General features: G+C 60.6%; 13 protein-coding genes and 1 pseudogene. 7 read left to right on the top strand and 7 right to left on the bottom strand.

The genetic code is table 11. The features are described 5' to 3' along the window. The first annotated feature begins 161 nt into the window (after nucleotides 1-161). On the top strand, nucleotides 162-1589 hold the full coding sequence (gene sbcB, locus LIY36_RS15990; RefSeq protein WP_226456262.1) for an exodeoxyribonuclease I: 1428 nt from the start codon (nucleotides 162-164) through the stop codon (nucleotides 1587-1589). 90 nt (nucleotides 1590-1679) lie between these two features. On the opposite strand, the gene mvaT is transcribed toward sbcB, so the two are convergent. Further along, the gene (gene mvaT, locus LIY36_RS15985; protein ID WP_005790963.1) at nucleotides 1680-2054 is read right to left on the bottom strand and encodes a histone-like nucleoid-structuring protein MvaT; all 375 of its coding nucleotides are present in this window, start codon (nucleotides 2052-2054) and stop codon (nucleotides 1680-1682) included. Nucleotides 2055-2403: 349 nt separating this feature from the next. On the opposite strand from mvaT, the gene purU reads away from it, so the two are divergent. Beyond that, the gene (gene purU / locus LIY36_RS15980) at nucleotides 2404-3252 is read left to right on the top strand and encodes a formyltetrahydrofolate deformylase (protein ID WP_226456261.1); all 849 of its coding nucleotides are present in this window, start codon (nucleotides 2404-2406) and stop codon (nucleotides 3250-3252) included. Nucleotides 3253-3337: 85 nt separating this feature from the next. Continuing rightward, entirely contained in the window at nucleotides 3338-3577 is a 240-nt protein-coding gene (locus tag LIY36_RS15975) for a hypothetical protein (RefSeq protein ID WP_192299579.1), read from the top strand. On the opposite strand, the gene LIY36_RS27880 is transcribed toward LIY36_RS15975, so the two are convergent. Further along, the gene (locus tag LIY36_RS27880; RefSeq protein WP_370694924.1) at nucleotides 3500-4264 is read right to left on the bottom strand and encodes a methyl-accepting chemotaxis protein; all 765 of its coding nucleotides are present in this window, start codon (nucleotides 4262-4264) and stop codon (nucleotides 3500-3502) included. The two genes, LIY36_RS15975 and LIY36_RS27880, sit on opposite strands and share 78 nt — an antisense overlap. A gap of 93 nt (nucleotides 4265-4357) precedes the next feature. Continuing rightward, a pseudogene (locus LIY36_RS27875) lies at nucleotides 4358-5389 on the bottom strand (cache domain-containing protein); the annotation flags it as partial. Nucleotides 5390-5593: 204 nt separating this feature from the next. Here LIY36_RS27875 and LIY36_RS15965 point away from each other — a divergent pair. Next, on the top strand, nucleotides 5594-7072 hold the full coding sequence (locus tag LIY36_RS15965; RefSeq protein ID WP_226456259.1) for a helicase HerA-like domain-containing protein: 1479 nt from the start codon (nucleotides 5594-5596) through the stop codon (nucleotides 7070-7072). Nucleotides 7073-7076: 4 nt separating this feature from the next. On the opposite strand, the gene LIY36_RS15960 is transcribed toward LIY36_RS15965, so the two are convergent. Then, nucleotides 7077-7532, bottom strand: a complete 456-nt coding sequence (locus tag LIY36_RS15960) for a DUF721 domain-containing protein (protein ID WP_192299440.1) — start codon at nucleotides 7530-7532, stop codon at nucleotides 7077-7079. A gap of 305 nt (nucleotides 7533-7837) precedes the next feature. Between LIY36_RS15960 and secA the strand changes: the two genes are divergently transcribed. The 3 genes from secA (at nucleotide 7838) to LIY36_RS15945 (ending at nucleotide 12880) form a co-directional block, all read left to right on the top strand. Continuing rightward, nucleotides 7838-10573 carry a preprotein translocase subunit SecA gene (secA, locus tag LIY36_RS15955; protein WP_192299439.1) on the top strand — a complete coding sequence of 912 codons (2736 nt, stop codon included), beginning with the start codon at nucleotides 7838-7840 and terminating at the stop codon, nucleotides 10571-10573. Between the two features lie 124 nt (nucleotides 10574-10697). Continuing rightward, entirely contained in the window at nucleotides 10698-11915 is a 1218-nt protein-coding gene (gene argJ / locus LIY36_RS15950) for a bifunctional glutamate N-acetyltransferase/amino-acid acetyltransferase ArgJ (RefSeq protein WP_192299438.1), read from the top strand. Nucleotides 11916-11935: 20 nt separating this feature from the next. Then, nucleotides 11936-12880 (top strand): Nudix family hydrolase, encoded by a 945-nt coding sequence (locus tag LIY36_RS15945; RefSeq protein WP_226456258.1) that lies wholly within the window; start codon nucleotides 11936-11938, stop codon nucleotides 12878-12880. Between the two features lie 125 nt (nucleotides 12881-13005). On the opposite strand, the gene LIY36_RS15940 is transcribed toward LIY36_RS15945, so the two are convergent. From LIY36_RS15940 to LIY36_RS15930, 3 genes are read right to left on the bottom strand one after another with little or no spacing between them, the layout of a single operon-like run. Further along, nucleotides 13006-13584, bottom strand: a complete 579-nt coding sequence (locus LIY36_RS15940; protein WP_226456257.1) for a cob(I)yrinic acid a,c-diamide adenosyltransferase — start codon at nucleotides 13582-13584, stop codon at nucleotides 13006-13008. 2 nt (nucleotides 13585-13586) lie between these two features. Continuing rightward, entirely contained in the window at nucleotides 13587-15623 is a 2037-nt protein-coding gene (locus tag LIY36_RS15935) for a sensor histidine kinase (protein ID WP_226456256.1), read from the bottom strand. A 46-nt stretch (nucleotides 15624-15669) separates the two neighbouring features. After that, a complete protein-coding gene (locus LIY36_RS15930; protein WP_226456255.1) occupies nucleotides 15670-16587 on the bottom strand; it encodes a putative 2-dehydropantoate 2-reductase in 918 nt (305 codons plus the stop codon). Nucleotides 16588-16623: the final 36 nt, after the last annotated feature.

Below are 16623 nucleotides of genomic sequence, written 5' to 3'. Positions count from 1 at the left end.
CCTTGGCAGTGCAGTGTGGCTGAGAGAGACGGATGCTAGCAGTGTCGGCGCTGGAAGCAACCATTCAAGGTTTTACTGGATGTTTGTACAGTGTCGATGGCGCTGGCTTCGAATGCCTTGCAGCGCCTAGACTTTGCCGATCTTCAGCACAGGAACAGCCCGTGACCTCCATTTTCTGGTACGACTATGAAACCACCGGCATCAATCCGCGCAGCGATCGCCCCCTTCAGGTTGCCGGTATCCGCACCGATCTTGAACTGAACGAGATCGGGCCGCCGGTCAACCTATACTGCCAACCCAGCGACGACATCCTGCCGCATCCTGCTGCATGTGCGATTACCGGCATCACCCCCGGCATCCTGGCGCAAAAAGGCTTGGCCGAGGCCGATTTCATGACACGGGTGCACGCCGAACTGGCTGCCCCCGGTACTTGCGGGGCCGGTTACAACACCTTGCGGTTCGACGATGAAATGACGCGCTACAGCCTGTATCGCAACTTCTTCGACCCTTATGCCCGCGAGTGGCAAGGCGGCAACAGTCGCTGGGACTTGATCGACGTGGTGCGCACCGCCTACGCCCTGCGTCCGGAAGGTATCGAATGGCCACAGCAGGACGGCCGTGTCACGCTCAAGCTTGAACGCCTGACCGCCGCCAACGGGATTGATCATGGCCAGGCCCACGATGCCTTGTCCGACGTGCGTGCAACCATTGCGCTGGCCCGGTTGGTACGGGAGAAACAGCCCAAGCTGTATGACTGGCTGTTCCAGTTGCGCAGCAAACAGCGGGTGATGGACCAGGTGCGTCTATTGCAGCCGATGGTGCATATCTCCGGACGTTTTTCGGCCGAGCGTCATTACCTGGGCGTTGTGTTGCCATTGGCTTGGCACCCACGCAATCGCAATGCGTTGATTGTCTGTGACCTGGGTCTCGACCCTCAAGGCTTGCTGGACCTTGATGCCGAAACCTTGCGTCAGCGCCTCTACACGCGGCGTGACGAACTCGCTGACGGGGAACTGCCTGTGCCCCTCAAATTGCTGCACATCAATCGCTGCCCGGTGGTGGCTCCGTTGAATGTGTTGCGGGCGCAAGATCGTGAACGCTTGCACTTGGATATGGACAGTTACCAGGCGCGCGCGCTGCGGCTAACTGACGCACAGGAAGTTTGGCGCGACAAGTTGGCGAGCATTTATGCCGAGGAGGAATTTGCGCCGACAACAGACCCGGAGCAGCAGCTTTATGATGGTTTTATCGGCGATCGCGATCGGCGCTTATGTGAACAAGTACGCAACGCTGAACCTGCGCAACTAGCACATCAGCAGTGGCCGTTCGACGATCATCGCCTGCCCGAATTATTATTTCGCTACCGTGCGCGCAACTTTCCCGAGACCTTGAATAACGAGGAGCAACAACGCTGGAAATTATTTTGCCAGCAGCGTTTGTCGGACGCTGAGCTGGGCGCGCCGATTACCCTTGAGGGATTTAATCAGGCACGCCTGGAGTTGGCGGCAAGTGCCACGCCGTATCAGTTGCAGGTGTTGGCGCAGTGGCAGGAATATGCCGACGCTTTAGCGGCCCGGTTCAATTTGTAATCGGGGACCTAGAGTATTTTCAGGCAATAAAAAACGCCAGCGAGCTGGCGTTTTCAAAGTGTCGCGTATCAGGCCGCAGCCCGATGGGGCTTAGCCCAGCAGGGTAGCCCAACCTTCAACCACGTCACCGCCCCACTTGGCTTTCCACTCTTTCAGAGTCTTGTGGTTGCCACCTTTGGTTTCAATCACTTCGCCGTTGTGTGGGTTCTTGTATTGCTTGACCTTGCGAGCACGCTTGGTGCCGGTAGTTTTCACGGCGCCACGTGGAGCCTTAACTTTCGACTCTGGGTCCAGCAGCGCGATGATGTCACGCAGGGACTTGGAGTATTCACCCATCAGGGTGCGCAGTTTGCCTTCGAATTCCAGCTCAGTTTGCAGCTTGTCGTCTTGGGACAGGTTCTTCAAGCGGGCTTGCAGCTCTTTGATAGCTTCTTCGGTGGCACGGTATTCGTTGATCAGGGACATGTGGACTACCTTATGTAGAGCGCTGATTGACAGGAAGTGGGTCAATAATAGTCAGGCCAAATCCTCAAGTAAACATTTAAGGGTGTATTTATGTGAATTGCGTTGAATGTTTGTGGCAATGCAATGCGTTGGAGTTAATTAATAGGGCATACGCGGCAAAGATAATCTACGTAAGAAAAGCATAATTGCCCGATTTTGCGCGTGAACGTTCATATAGCGCTGGTAAAACCTTACGCTATTAAGGGGCGTATCGCTGCCAGGCCACCAGAATAAGCCTCGACGGATACTGCAGTTTTTCTGCGTAGTGGCTAGAATGGCGGCCTTTGCGAAGTTCTGGAGTTTTCCCCTAATGCGCACTTTTCGGCTGGTGATTGCTTGCCCGGACCGGGTTGGTATCGTTGCCAAAGTCAGTAACTTTCTGGCCTCCCACAACGGCTGGATCACCGAGGCGAGCCATCACTCGGACAATCTCAGCGGTTGGTTCTTCATGCGTCACGAGATTCGTGCCGACTCGCTGCCCTTTGGCCTTGATGCCTTCCGCGAGGCGTTTGCGCCGATTGCCGAAGAGTTTTCGATGACCTGGCACATCACCGACACCGAGCAGAAAAAACGCGTGGTGCTGATGGCCAGCCGCGAATCCCACTGCCTGGCAGACTTGCTGCACCGCTGGCACAGCGATGAGCTGGACTGCGAGATCGCCTGCGTGATTTCCAACCACGACGACCTGCGCAGCATGGTTGAGTGGCATGGAATCCCGTACTACCACGTGCCGGTCAACCCGCAGGACAAGGAACCGGCGTTCGCCGAGGTGTCCCGCCTGGTCAAGCAGCACGAAGCCGACGTCGTGGTGCTGGCGCGCTACATGCAGATCCTGCCGCCGGAGCTGTGCAGTGCCTACGCTGGCAAGGTGATCAATATCCACCACAGCTTCCTGCCGTCGTTTGTCGGCGCCAAGCCGTATCACCAGGCATCGCTGCGTGGTGTGAAGTTGATTGGTGCGACCTGCCACTACGTGACCGAAGAGCTGGACGCCGGCCCGATCATCGAGCAGGACGTGGTCCGCGTGAGCCACAGCGACAGCATCGAAGACATGGTGCGTTTCGGCCGTGACGTCGAGAAGATGGTGTTGGCCCGTGGCCTGCGTTACCACTTGGAAGACCGCGTGCTGGTTCACGGTAACAAGACTGTGGTGTTCTGATCACCGAGTGGTGATTGAAGAATGAAGGGCCTGGGCGTTAAATCGTCCCAGGCCCTTTTTTTTGCCTGCCCTCAAGGAGTGGACCATGAGCGATCCGTTGGACAAAGCCACATCCAAAGCCCCGGCGACGCTGGGGGAGGGTTGTTTGAGCCGCTATGACCCGGATGACCTCGACAGTGAGGACGGCACCGATTTTCCCGGTGCCGCCGAACTGTGGGCGCGTGAGCAGGGCAAGCCTGCACACGGGTCAGATGCGGAAGCTGCCGACCAACTGCTTGAGCCGCCCGGCCTGTTGCTCAAGGTCGGCACAGGCACGCAAGGTTGACTGCAGGTTTTCCACACCTTCCTGGTTGAGGGTGTTGATCTCGGTGATGTCCATGTTGATCGACTCCACCACCGAGGTCTGTTCCTCGGTAGCGGTGGCGACCGACTGGTTCATGCCGTCGATTTCGCCGATACGTTGGGTCACGCTGTTCAGGCGTTCGCCGGCGAGGTTGGCAATCTCCACGCTGTCCTGGCTGTGACGCTGGCTTTCGCTCATGGTGCTGACCGAGTCCCGCGCACCGACTTGCAGCTCTTCGATCATGGTTTGCACCTGTTGCGCCGATTCCTGGGTGCGATGGGCCAGGTTGCGCACTTCATCGGCGACCACGGCAAAGCCACGGCCAGCTTCCCCGGCGCGGGCGGCTTCGATGGCGGCGTTGAGCGCCAGCAGGTTGGTTTGCTGGGAGATGCTGGTGATGACTTCGAGGATTTGCCCGATGTTCACCGTTTTGCTGTTAAGTGCTTCGATATTGGTGCTCGAAGCGCTGATCATCGCCGATAGCTGCGTCATCGCCTTGATGTTGCGCTCCACCACTTGCTGACCATCTTCCGCCAGGCTGCGCGCATCGCTGGCCTGGCTGGAGGCCTGCGCGGCGTTACGGGCGATTTCCTGGGCGGCGGCCCCCAGTTGATTGATGGCGGCAGCCACGCTGTTGGTGCGGTTGGCCTGTTCGTCGGAATTGACCATTGATGAGTTGGACGCGCTGACCACACGCAGGGCCACTTCATTGACCTGCCCGGTGGCCGAGGACACTTCGCGGATCGACGTATGAATACGCTCGACGAAGCGGTTGAACGCGTTGCCCAGGGTGCCGAATTCGTCGTGGTTCTGGATGGTCAGGCGGCGCGTCAGGTCGCCTTCGCCATCGGCGATGTCCTGCATGGCGCGGGTCATCAGGTGCAACGGTTGCAGCAGTACACGGATCAGCATGCCAAGCAGGGCGATGATGATCACCACGGCAATGAGGGTGGCGATCACCGCCGAGGTGCGAAATTCGCTGAGCATGGCGAAGGCTTTGTCTTTATCCACCGAAATGCCGAGATACCAGTTCACCGACGGCAAGCCTTTGATCGGTGTGAAGGTGACGATGTTGTCCTTGCCGTTGGCCTCGACCTCGCTGAAGTCGCTGCCGATTTTCGGGGTGTTTTTGGGGTAGACGTCGGCCAGGGTCTTCATCACCAGGTTTTTGTCCGGGTGCACCAGGACCTTGCCGTCGGCACTGACCAGGAAGGCGTAGCCCATGCCGCCCAGGTCCAGCGCGCCAATGTTGTCCACCAGGGTTTGCAGGCTCAGGTCACCGCCCACGACGCCGATGCTTTGGCCGGACTTGATGCTGGGGGTGGCGATGGAAATGATCAATTTGCCAGTAGCGGCGTCGATGTAGGGTTCGGTCAGGGTCGAACCGTTACTGCTCTGGGCGCCCTTGTACCAGGGGCGAACGCGGGGGTCGAAGCCGTCCGGCATTTTGGTGTCGGGGCGGATGGTGAAGGCGCCCGTGCTGTCGCCTACGTAGGTTGCCATGAACGAGGAGGTCAGGGTTTTCTGATCCAGCAGGCTGCCGACCACACTCGGCTCGGGGTTGATGGCGATGTTCTGTGCGGCGTTTTCCACCAGGGCAATGCGCCCGGTGAGCCAGGTTTGAATGTTGCCTGCGGTGACGTCGCCCATTTCATTCAGGTAGCTGTTGAGGTCGTTGCGAATGGCGTTGCGTTGCAGGTAGTCGTTGTAGAGGGTAAACAGCGCGAATGCGGCGACGACTATAAGGGAGGCTGCAAGCAGGATTTTATGGCTGAAGCGTAGATTTTTATTCATGGCTTGTAGGGTCCGCTAAGGTCTTAATATCCGATGCGCGTCCTTGTGGGAGGCGCAGAATGGCAGCGTCAAAAAAGGTGTGATATTGCTTGTGATAGCTCCGCTGGCTCCTGTGGGAATTATCTGACCTATTTTTAGACTTTGTGGGTCTCACATCTGTCTGTATCGACCTCGCGCTATTAAAGCTTAATCATGGGAGACAAAATGTCTGACTCCACGCAACTCCTGATCGGCGCAGACCTTGAAGGCCAGCCCATCGCCCAGGCCATGCGCCTGGGCAATCGCCACGGGCTTATCGCCGGCGCCACCGGCACGGGCAAGACCGTCACCTTGCAGCGTCTGGCCGAGGCGTTCAGCGATGCCGGTGTGGCGGTGTTTGCCGCTGACATCAAGGGCGATCTGTGTGGCCTGGGTGCCGCCGCCAACCCCCAGGGCAAAGTGGCCGAGCGCATTGCCGGCATGCCTTTCCTTAACTACACGGCCAAGGCTTATCCGGTCACGTTATGGGATATACACGGGCAGTCCGGTCATCCGTTGCGTACCACCATCAGCGAAATGGGCCCGTTGTTGCTTGGCGCCCTGTTGGAGCTGACGGACAGCCAACAATCGGCGCTCTACGCGACATTCAAGATGGCCGACCGCGAAGGTCTGTTGCTGCTGGACTTGAAGGACCTCAAGGCGCTGCTCAACCACTTGCGTTATCACCCGGAGTTGCTGGGCGACGATGCCGCGCTGATGACCACCGGCTCCAGCCAGGCGCTGTTACGGCGCCTGGCGGTGTTGGAGCAGCAGGGCGCCGAAGCCTTGTTTGGCGAACCGGCCCTGCAACTTGAAGATATTCTGCAACCCGCCAGCGACGGACGGGGGCGCATCCACCTGCTGGACGCCAGCCGCCTGGTACACGAGGCGCCGAAGGTCTACGCGACATTCCTGTTGTGGCTGCTGGCGGAGTTGTTCGAACAACTGCCAGAGCGTGGCGATGCAGACAAACCGCTGCTGGCGCTGTTTTTCGATGAGGCGCATTTGTTGTTCGCCGACACGCCCAGGGCCCTGCAAGAGCGCTTGGAGCAGGTGGTGCGGTTGATTCGTTCGAAAGGGGTAGGGGTGTATTTCGTCACCCAGTCCCCGGGTGACCTGCCGGACACGGTGCTCGCGCAGCTCGGCCTGCGTATCCAGCACGGCCTGCGCGCGTTCACCACCAAAGAGCAGAAGTCTCTGCGGGCGGTGGCAGATGGTTTTCGACCGAACCCCGCGTTCGATGCTCTGGCGGTGTTGACCGAGTTGGGCACGGGTGAGGCGTTGGTGGGCACCTTGCAGGAAAAAGGCACGCCGGAAGTCGTCCAGCGCGTGTTGGTTGCGCCGCCGCAATCGCGGATCGGGCCGTTGAGCGAGGTTGAACGCGTGGCATTGATCGCCAGTTCGCCGTTGCAGGGGCGCTATGACAAGCCGATCGATCGCGAATCAGCCTACGAAGTGCTGATGGCGCGCAAGGAGCTGGGGCCGACCGAGGAGGCCAAGCCGGCCGAAGAAGAGCCGAGTTTTACCGACAAGGCCGGAGCGTTTCTGGGAACGGCAGCGGGCAAGGCGTTGAAATCCGCCATGCAGCAGGCTGCCAATCAGATGGGGCGGCAGCTGGTGCGGGGGTTGCTGGGGTCGTTGCTTGGCGGCAGCAAGCGCAAGTAACGGCTCAGGCCTTGGGCTTGGCGTGGGCGGCGAGCCGCTCAAGCGCTGCGCGCAGGCCTGGATCGCTGATCCCGTCGGCCGTTGCCTGAATGGTTTCGGCCGCGTTTTCCGACAAATCCATGGTGTGCCCCACCGCGCCCTGCTGGACAGTGGGCGGTTGCACCTTGAACTGGATGCGCGTCAGGCTGGCGAACTCATCAAATGCCATCAATTGGCGTTGCAGGCGCTTCTGTTGATAGCGCAGGCGGGTGGCCCAATGGCCATCTGTGACAATGAGTAGCAGGTTGCCCTCGCGCCACGACGCCACATGACAATGTTCACGTGCGGCCGGTTGCAGTTGGCTTTCGACCAGGCGCTGCAGATGGCCCAGGCGTTGTGCATGGCCAAAGATGGCTTTCAACGGTTTGGCTTCGCGAAGCAACGCGCCGGGAGCGCGGGCTGTAAGGGGGCGAAATGCCATTATTGGACACCTAAAGTAACAGAGCGGCCATCTTAGCAGAAAGCGCCTGTACGCCCCCAAGCCATGCGCTGAAGGGGTAAAGCCCGTGAAATCAATAGTTAACTTCTGTGCTCCATGGGTTGAAAGTCCGGTAAAAGCCCTTATTTTAAACAAGCCCTCTCACCGCCCCATGCCTGCATCGGGGAACAACGCCACTTTCCTCACCCACGATTCCGGGTAGAATGCGCGTTCGCATGCGGCCGTGAGGGCTGCTCGGGCCACTCACGGTGCGCCCTCCATCCCTATGTGTGGAAGAACCTGCCGATATGTTTGCGCCTTTGTTAAAGAAACTTTTTGGAAGCAAGAATGAGCGCGAAGTCAAACGCATGCTCAAGACGGTGCAGCTGGTCAATGCCTTCGAAGAGCAGATGGTTGCCCTTTCGGACGAGCAATTGCGCGCCAAGACCGAAGAGTTCAAGGCCCGCATAGCCAAAGGTGAAACCCTCGACAAGCTGCTTCCCGAAGCCTTTGCGGTCGCCCGTGAAGCCGGCAAGCGTGTCATGGGCATGCGCCACTTCGACGTCCAGTTGATCGGCGGCATGACCTTGCATGAAGGCATGATTGCCGAAATGCGTACCGGTGAAGGCAAGACCCTGGTGGCAACCCTGGGTGTTTACCTCAACGCACTGTCCGGCAAGGGCGTGCACGTTGTGACGGTGAACGACTACCTGGCTCGCCGGGACGCCAACTGGATGCGCCCGCTGTATGAATTCCTCGGCCTGACCGTCGGCGTTGTCACGCCGTTCCAGCCGCCGGAAGAGAAACGCGCCGCCTACGCCGCCGACATCACCTACGGCACCAACAACGAATTCGGTTTCGACTACCTGCGCGACAACATGGCGTTCAGCATGGAAGAAAAATTCCAGCGCGAACTCAACTTTGCCGTGATCGACGAAGTCGACTCCATCCTCATCGACGAAGCCCGTACCCCGCTGATCATCTCTGGCCAGGCCGAAGACAGCTCGCGCCTGTACACCGAGATCAACAAGTTGATCCCGCGCCTGGAGCAGCACATCGAGGAAGTCGAAGGCGTGGTGACCAAAGAAGGTCATTTCACCATCGACGAGAAGACCCGCCAGGTCGAACTCAACGAAGCCGGTCACCAGTTCGTCGAAGAAATGCTGACCCAGATCGGCGAGCTGGCCGAGGGTGAAAGCCTGTACTCGGCGCACAACCTGGGCTTGTTGACCCACGTGTATGCCGGGCTGCGTGCCCACAAGCTGTTCCATCGCAACGTTGAATACATCGTGCAGGACGGCCAGGTCGTGCTGGTCGACGAGCACACCGGCCGTACCATGCCGGGCCGCCGTCTGTCCGAAGGCCTGCACCAGGCCATCGAAGCGAAGGAACACCTCAACATCCAGGCTGAAAGCCAGACGTTGGCGTCCACCACCTTCCAGAACTACTTCCGTCTGTACAACAAACTGTCCGGCATGACCGGTACGGCCGACACCGAAGCGTTCGAATTCCACCAGATCTACGGTCTGTCGGTGGTGGTTATCCCGCCGAACAAGCCACTGGCGCGTAAGGACTACAACGACCTGGTGTTCCTGACCGCCGAAGAGAAGTACGCGGCGATCATCAACGACATCAAGGACGGCATGGCCAAGGGCCGTCCAATCCTGGTGGGTACCGCCACCATCGAGACTTCCGAGCATGTGTCCAACCTGCTCAACAAGGAAGGCATCGAGCACAAGGTCCTCAACGCCAAGTTCCACGAAAAAGAAGCCGAGATCATCGCCCAGGCCGGTCGCCCAGGCGCACTGACCATCGCCACCAACATGGCGGGTCGTGGTACCGACATCCTGTTGGGCGGCAACTGGGAAGTGGAAGTCGCGGCTCTGGACAACCCGAGCCCCGAGCAGATCGCCCAGATCAAGGCCGACTGGCAGAAGCGCCACCAGGCCGTGCTGGAATCCGGTGGCTTGCAGGTGATCGCTTCCGAGCGTCACGAATCGCGCCGTATCGACAACCAGCTGCGTGGCCGTGCCGGTCGCCAGGGTGACGCCGGCTCCAGCCGCTTCTACCTGTCCCTGGAAGACAGCCTGATGCGCATCTTCGCCTCGGACCGCGTGAAGAACTTCATGAAGGCCCTGGGCATGCAGTCCGGTGAAGCGATCGAGCACCGTATGGTGACCAACGCCATCGAGAAGGCGCAGCGCAAGGTTGAAGGGCGCAACTTCGATATTCGTAAGCAACTGCTCGAGTTCGATGACGTCAACAACGAACAGCGTAAAGTGATCTATCACATGCGTAACACGTTGCTGGCCGCCGACAACATTGGCGAGACCATCGCCGATTTCCGTCAGGACGTGCTCAACGCCACTGTCAGCGCGCACATTCCGCCACAGTCGCTGCCTGAGCAGTGGGATGTGGCCGGTCTGGAAGCAGCGTTGAAGAGCGATTTCGGCGTGGATCTGCCAGTTCAGCAATGGCTGGACGAAGACGACCACCTGTACGAAGAAACCCTGCGCGAAAAACTGATGGCCGAATTGCTGGCCGCGTACAACGAGAAAGAAGAGCAGGCGAGTGCCGAAGCACTGCGCACCTTCGAGAAGCAAATCGTACTGCGCGTGCTGGACGACCTGTGGAAAGACCACCTGTCGACCATGGACCACTTGCGTCACGGCATCCACCTGCGCGGCTACGCCCAGAAGAACCCGAAGCAGGAGTACAAGCGCGAGTCGTTCACGCTGTTCTCCGAACTGTTGGATTCGATCAAGCGCGATTCGATTCGCGTGCTGTCCCACGTTCAGGTGCGTCGCGAAGACCCGATCGAGGAAGAAGCTCGCCTGCGCCAGGAAGCCGAGGCACTGGCTGCGCGCATGCAGTTCCAGCACGACGAAGCGCCGGGCCTGGACGCCCCAGAGGTGTTGGGCGAAGAGGTCGATGTGGCCTTGGCTCAAACCCCGGTTCGCAACGACCAGAAACTGGGCCGCAACGAGCTGTGCTACTGCGGTTCGGGCAAGAAGTTCAAACACTGCCACGGCCAGATCGAATAAGATTTCGCCCTGACGCTGCAACACCTTGCGCCGCGACCGGCCTGTGCCGTCGCGGCGTTTTGCCATTAATTTCACCGTCGCTTACGACGGCACAGACATCACCTATTTTTTAAGGAGCGCATTCATGGCTGTTGGTCTTGGTCCTTTGCCCACTTTGCACCCGGTTGCCGGTTTTGAACTCGGTATCGCTTCGGCCGGCATCAAACGCCCAGGGCGCAAGGATGTGGTGGTGATGCGCTGTGCCGAAGGCTCGACCGTCGCCGGTGTGTTCACCCTCAACGCGTTCTGCGCTGCGCCGGTGATCCTGGCCAAGCAGCGTGTTGCCGGGACTATCCGTTACCTGCTGACCAACACTGGCAACGCCAACGCCGGTACCGGCGAGCCTGGCCTGGTAGCGGCTGCGCGTACCTGCGCCAAGCTGGCCCAACTGACTGGCGTGGACGCCAGCCAAGTGCTGCCGTACTCCACCGGCGTGATCGGCGAGCCGCTGCCCGTCGAGAAGATCGAAGGCGCACTGCAAGCCGCGCTGGACGACCTGTCTGTGGATAACTGGGCCGCCGCCGCCACCGGCATCATGACCACCGACACCCTGCCAAAAGGCGCCAGCCGCCAGTTCGTGCATGATGGCGTGACCGTCACCGTGACCGGCATCAGCAAGGGCGCGGGCATGATCCGTCCGAACATGGCCACCATGCTCGGCTACATTGCCACCGACGCCAAAGTCTCCCGCGACGTGTTGCATAGCCTGATCCTCGACGGCGCCAACAAGTCGTTCAACCGCATCACCATCGATGGCGACACCTCGACCAACGACTGCTGCATGCTGATCGCCACCGGCCAGGCCAACCTGCCGGAGATCACCGAGGCCAGCGGCCCGCTGTTCGCGGCGTTGAAGCAGGCGGTGTTCGAAGTGTGCATGGACGTGGCCCAGGCCATCGTGCGTGACGGCGAAGGCGCAACCAAGTTCGTCACCGTAGAAGTCAACGGCGGCGGCAATCACCAGGAATGCCTGGACGTGGGCTACACCGTGGCGCACTCGCCGCTGATCAAGACCGCACTGTTTGCTTCCGACCCGAACTGGGGCCGTATCCTTGCGGCCGTCGGTCGTGCCGGCGTGCCAGACCTGGACGTGAGCAAGATCGACGTGTTCCTCGGTGACGTCTGCATCGCCAGCCGTGGCGCGCGTGCCGAAACCTACACCGAAGCCCAGGGCTCGGCCGTGATGCAGCAGGAAGAAATCACCATCCGCATCGAGCTGGGTCGCGGCGATTGCAGCGAAACCATCTGGACCACTGACCTGTCCCACGAGTACGTGAAGATCAACGCGGAATACCGCACCTGATCGCAGAGAGGATGAACGCGGTGAAACGAGTGCATGTAGCAGCAGCGGTGATCCGCGGTGTCGATGGCAGGATTTTGCTGGCGCGCCGCGCAGACACTCAGCATCAGGGCGGCCTCTGGGAGTTTCCCGGTGGCAAGGTGGAGGCCGATGAGTCGGTCGCCACCGCGCTGTCCCGCGAATTGCAGGAAGAACTGGGTATCCAGGTCACCACGGCGCGGCCACTGATCCAGGTGCAGCATGACTACCCGGACAAGCAGGTGTTGCTGGATGTCTGGGAAGTCTCGGCCTTTACCGGCGAGCCCCATGGTGTGGAAGGGCAACCGCTGGAATGGGTGGCGCCCCGGGACCTGCCGAACTATGAGTTCCCGGCGGCCAATGCGCCGATTGTGGCTGCGGCGCGTTTGCCTGCCGAGTACCTGATCACTCCTGGTGAGCTGGAAACACCGACGCTGTTGCGTGGCCTTCAGAAAGCCATTGCCGGCGGCATCAAGCTGGTTCAGCTGCGTGCGCCCAACGGCTACGACCCCAAGTATCGTGACCTGGCGGTGGATGCGGTTGGCCTGTGTGCCGGCAAGGCGCAATTGATGCTCAAGGGCCCGTTCGAATGGTTGGGGGATTTTCCTTCAGCCGGCTGGCACATGACCTCGGCGCAATTGCGTAAATACGCCAGCAAAGGTCGACCGCTGCCTAAAGATCGTTGGTTGGCGGCGTCGTGCCACAACGCTGAAGAGCTGACGCTGGCGGAATTGATGGATGTGGATTTTGTCACGCTGTCGCCGGTGCAACCGACCCAGACTCATCCTGACGCGCAGCCGTTGGGTTGGGAGCAGGCCGCGCAGTTGATCAGCGGCTTCAGCAAGCCGGTGTTTCTGCTGGGTGGGGTTGGGCCGGCCGAGCGGGAAAAGGCTTGGGGCGCTGGGGCTCAGGGTGTGGCCGGGATCCGGGCATTCTGGCCTGAGGTTTGATGCGGTTCTGACTGGCCTCTTCGCGAGCAAGCCCGCTCCCACACTTGACCGAGTTCCGACATGAGAATGCGGTCGAATGTGGGAGCGGGCTTGCTCGCGAAGGCGTCAGATCCGGCACTGATTAATCAATGGGGTTTAGCGGCTGCCTGCCACAAAACCTCAGCAACACCCTGGCGTTTGGCAATAATCCGCGCCGCCACGAACAACAAATCCGACAACCGATTGATATACGCCAACCCCACGCCATCCAGTGGCTCAATCCCATTCAACTGCTGACACCGCCGCTCGGCACTACGCGCCAGGCTGCGGCACACGTGTGCCTGGGCGATCAACGCCGAGCCACCGGGCAGGATGAAGTTTTCCAGCGGCCCGACCTCCTCGTTCCAACGATCAATCGCCGCTTCCAATCGGTCCACTTCCGCCGCATTCAGCGCCTTGTACACCGGCATGGCCAGTTCACCGCCAAGGTCAAACAAGCGATGCTGGCACGGCGTAAGCACTTCGATCACATCTTTGAGTTGTGGGTGTTTGCCGCTCTGTTCTTCTAGATTGGCCAGCAATAGCCCCAGTTGACTATTGAGCGTATCCACCTCGCCAATCGCCTCCACGCGCGGGTGGTCCTTGGGCACGCGGCGGCCGTCACCGAGGCCGGTTTCGCCCTTGTCGCCGGTGCGGGTGTAGATCTTCGACAGGCGAAAGCCCATGGTCATTGCTCCAGTTGGGTGAGTTCGTAAGGCGGCAGTTGGCTGCCCGCCAGGGGTAGGCGCAAGGTGAAGCAAGTGCCTTGGCCGAGGGTCGATTGCACTTCCATCTGGCCCTTGTGGTTGTTGGTGATGATGAAGTACGACACCGATAGCCCAAGCCCGGTGCCCTGGCCGATTTCCTTGGTGGTGAAGAACGGCTCGAACGTGCGTTTGCGCACGTTTTCGCTCATGCCGATGCCGTTGTCTTCCACCTGGATCTCCGCCCACGGTGGGTTGAGGCGCGTGCGCAGGATGATGCGTCCGGGCTCGCGGTCGTCTTCACGCAGGTGAATGGCCTGGGCGGCGTTCTTGAGCAGGTTGAGCAACACTTGCTCAAGCTCGTTGGCGGTGCCGGGCACGGGGCCCAGTTGCGGGTCGAACTGGCGGACGATGGCCTGGCCCTTGAAGTCGAAGCCGATGGTCAGGTCGAAATCATTGCCAGCGATTTCCACGGCTTGATCGATCAGCGCGGGCAGGTCGCAGGGCGCCATCTGCCGGTTGCTGCGGCGACTGAAACTGAGCATGTGGGTCACGATTTTCGCTGCGCGCGCGCCGGCCTGCTGGATGCCGTCGAGTAGTTGCGGCACTTCACGGCTTTGCAGGTAGCGGTTCACCGTGTCCAACTCGACGCCGACCTGTTCGGCGTGTTCGAGGTTCTTGGGCAGGTCCGGTGACAAGCGGCGGCGGATGTTCTGCACGTTATGCAGGATCGCCCCCAGTGGGTTGTTGATCTCATGGGCCATGCCGGCGGCCAGCCCGCCGACCGAAAGCATTTTCTCCGACTGCACCATCATTTCTTCCAGGGACAGGCGCTGGGTGATGTCGTCGATGCGGATCACCACCCCGCGCCCGGCGCCGCCCATCAGCGGGTAGAAGGTCAGGGCGTAGTGTTTGGGCTCGTCGTCCTTGATCCAGGTAACGCGCTCGATGCGTTCCACGGTGTGCTGTTCCACTGTGGCCTTGATCTGCGGCAGGTATGGCTTGAGCGGCTGGAACGCAAGGAAGATCGGTTGGTTCAGCGCTTCATCCAGGCGTGTGCCGGAGAGCGCGCTGGCCTCCTGGTTCCACTGGGTGACGTAGAGCTGTTCGTCGAGGGCGATCAGGGCCGACGGCATGGAGTCGATGATGCTATTGAGGTAGTTCTGGAAACCCGTGAGCTTTTTCTCGATCTTGCTGCGCACCTGTACTTCGAGTTCCAGCTTGCGGTTGGTGTGGCGGGTTTCTTCGGCCAGGCCCTGGGCTTGGGCGTAGGCTTCCTGGGAGTCGTCCCGCGCGCGCTTGAGCTGCTGCTCGCGGGCTTCGATGCGCGACAGCATGGTGTTGAAGGCTTCGGCCAGGCTGCCGATTTCATCGTGGTTGCCGCGCCCGGCACGCAAGGCGTAGTTCTCTTCGCGGGTAACCTGGCGCGACAGTTCTTCCAACTCATGGATCGGCCGGGTGATCAGGCGTTTGATCTGCCGGGCGATGACCAACCACAACAGCACACTGAAAATCAGGATGCCCAGGCTCGCGGTCAAGGTGCCGGTATAGAACGCTACCGGCAGCTCGCTGCTGGCGACCAGCAGCAAATGCCCGGATGGCTGGCCCGGACGGGGCAGGGTGATGACCTGGTTGCTGCGAAACTCGGTGGCGCGCCAGGCCTCGATATGCCGGTAGTTGTCCGGCAGGTGCAGGCGGTCGCCATGTTGCAATTGCGCCAGGCGGTTGCCTTCGCTGTCATACAGGGCGGCGGCGCGCAGCGGTGAGTAGCTGGTCAGCTCGTTGAGCAGGGCGTCGGCTTTGGCCGGGGATTCCAGGGCTTCGGCGGCCAGGGCCGGGTTGGAGACCAACCGACCGATGGCTTGGAGTGCCTGGGGGGCCATGCTCTCCTGGGAGATCCAGTAGGCGGCGCTGATAAACGTGAGGTTGGCCACCAGCAATACAGTGGTCAGCAGCACCAGCAGGGCGGCGAGCAGTTTCTGCCCGACCGGTAGATTTTCAAGACGCTGGCGCAGCGACATCAGGGTTTTCCCAGGTAATAGACAGGCGGGCAGGGTAGCGCGTGGTTCAGTCGCGGGGCAATCCGCGTGCATGCAACTGCTCGACCAGGCGCATTTGCACTTGTTGCAGGTGCGGCAGATTCAATTGGTGACGGGCCGCCGCCTGGCAAGCATAGCCCAACAGGTAGCTGATTTCGGTGCGCCGGGCGTTGGCCACGTCTTGGTACATCGAGGAGTAATTGGCTGCAGTCGCCTGGATCACCCGTACCACTTCGCTGTGCAGGTCTTGTGCGGCGACGGGCTGGCCGCAGCATTCGAGCAACTCGCTCAATTCCGCGCAGAGGGTCGCGACCTCACAGGCGTGGGCCTGCAAGCCGCCGTTGCGGCATTGGTAAAGCACCGTCAGCGGATTTATCGCACAGTTGAGTGCGAGCTTGCGCCACAGGCGTGTGAGGATGTCGGTGCTCCATTCGTGAGGGATTCCTGCGGCCTGTAGGTCTTCCAGCCACAGCGGCGGGGTGGGGTGCCTGGCGTCACCCAGCCAGGTGTAGCCGTGGCCGGCGAACACCACACGCCAGTCGCCGTCGCGAAACGCGCCTTCGGTGCTGGAGGCATAGATGCAGCGGGCCTGGGGTAACTGGGTGGCAACGGCGTCCTGGCTGCCGAGGCCGTTCTGCAGCAGGATCAGTTCGGCGTCTGGCGCTAGCCGATGTTGCAGCTGTGCGACGGCGCTTTGCGCATCGTAGGCTTTGCACGCCACCAGCAGGCGACGGATTGGCTCTGGGCTGTCGGGCGTTTCGGCGATCACCGGGTAGGTGTATGCCACATCATGCTCCACCAGGGTCAGGCCAGGTGTCGCCTGATAGCTGGCCAGGCGTGCCGCATCGCGCAGGATCAACCGCACGGGCACGCCCGCACGGGCCAGCCGCGTGGCCCAGAGGGTGCCAAGGCTGCCGGCGCCGAGAATATGCCAGGTGGTCGACATCAGATTTTGCTCCGTAGGGTCGCCCGCAGTGAACGA

The sequence above is a fragment of the Pseudomonas sp. AF03-9 genome (assembly GCF_020515815.1).
GTDB lineage: Bacteria > Pseudomonadota > Gammaproteobacteria > Pseudomonadales > Pseudomonadaceae > Aquipseudomonas.
Note: the sequence above shows the minus strand (reverse complement) of the source record. Positions and strands in the feature narration are given on the sequence as shown.

Coding starts and splice junctions, on each gene's coding strand:
- mvaT (WP_005790963.1), bottom strand. CDS start 2,054: ATGTCCCTGATCAACGAATACCGTGCCACCGAAGAAGCTATCAAAGAG.
- LIY36_RS15960 (WP_192299440.1), bottom strand. CDS start 7,532: ATGGCATTTCGCCCCCTTACAGCCCGCGCTCCCGGCGCGTTGCTTCGC.
- LIY36_RS15935 (WP_226456256.1), bottom strand. CDS start 15,623: ATGTCGCTGCGCCAGCGTCTTGAAAATCTACCGGTCGGGCAGAAACTG.
- LIY36_RS27880 (WP_370694924.1), bottom strand. CDS start 4,264: ATGGTCAATTCCGACGAACAGGCCAACCGCACCAACAGCGTGGCTGCC.
- secA (WP_192299439.1), top strand. CDS start 7,838: ATGTTTGCGCCTTTGTTAAAGAAACTTTTTGGAAGCAAGAATGAGCGC.
- LIY36_RS15940 (WP_226456257.1), bottom strand. CDS start 13,584: ATGGGCTTTCGCCTGTCGAAGATCTACACCCGCACCGGCGACAAGGGC.
- argJ (WP_192299438.1), top strand. CDS start 10,698: ATGGCTGTTGGTCTTGGTCCTTTGCCCACTTTGCACCCGGTTGCCGGT.
- purU (WP_226456261.1), top strand. CDS start 2,404: ATGCGCACTTTTCGGCTGGTGATTGCTTGCCCGGACCGGGTTGGTATC.
- LIY36_RS15930 (WP_226456255.1), bottom strand. CDS start 16,587: ATGTCGACCACCTGGCATATTCTCGGCGCCGGCAGCCTTGGCACCCTC.
- LIY36_RS15975 (WP_192299579.1), top strand. CDS start 3,338: ATGAGCGATCCGTTGGACAAAGCCACATCCAAAGCCCCGGCGACGCTG.
- LIY36_RS15965 (WP_226456259.1), top strand. CDS start 5,594: ATGTCTGACTCCACGCAACTCCTGATCGGCGCAGACCTTGAAGGCCAG.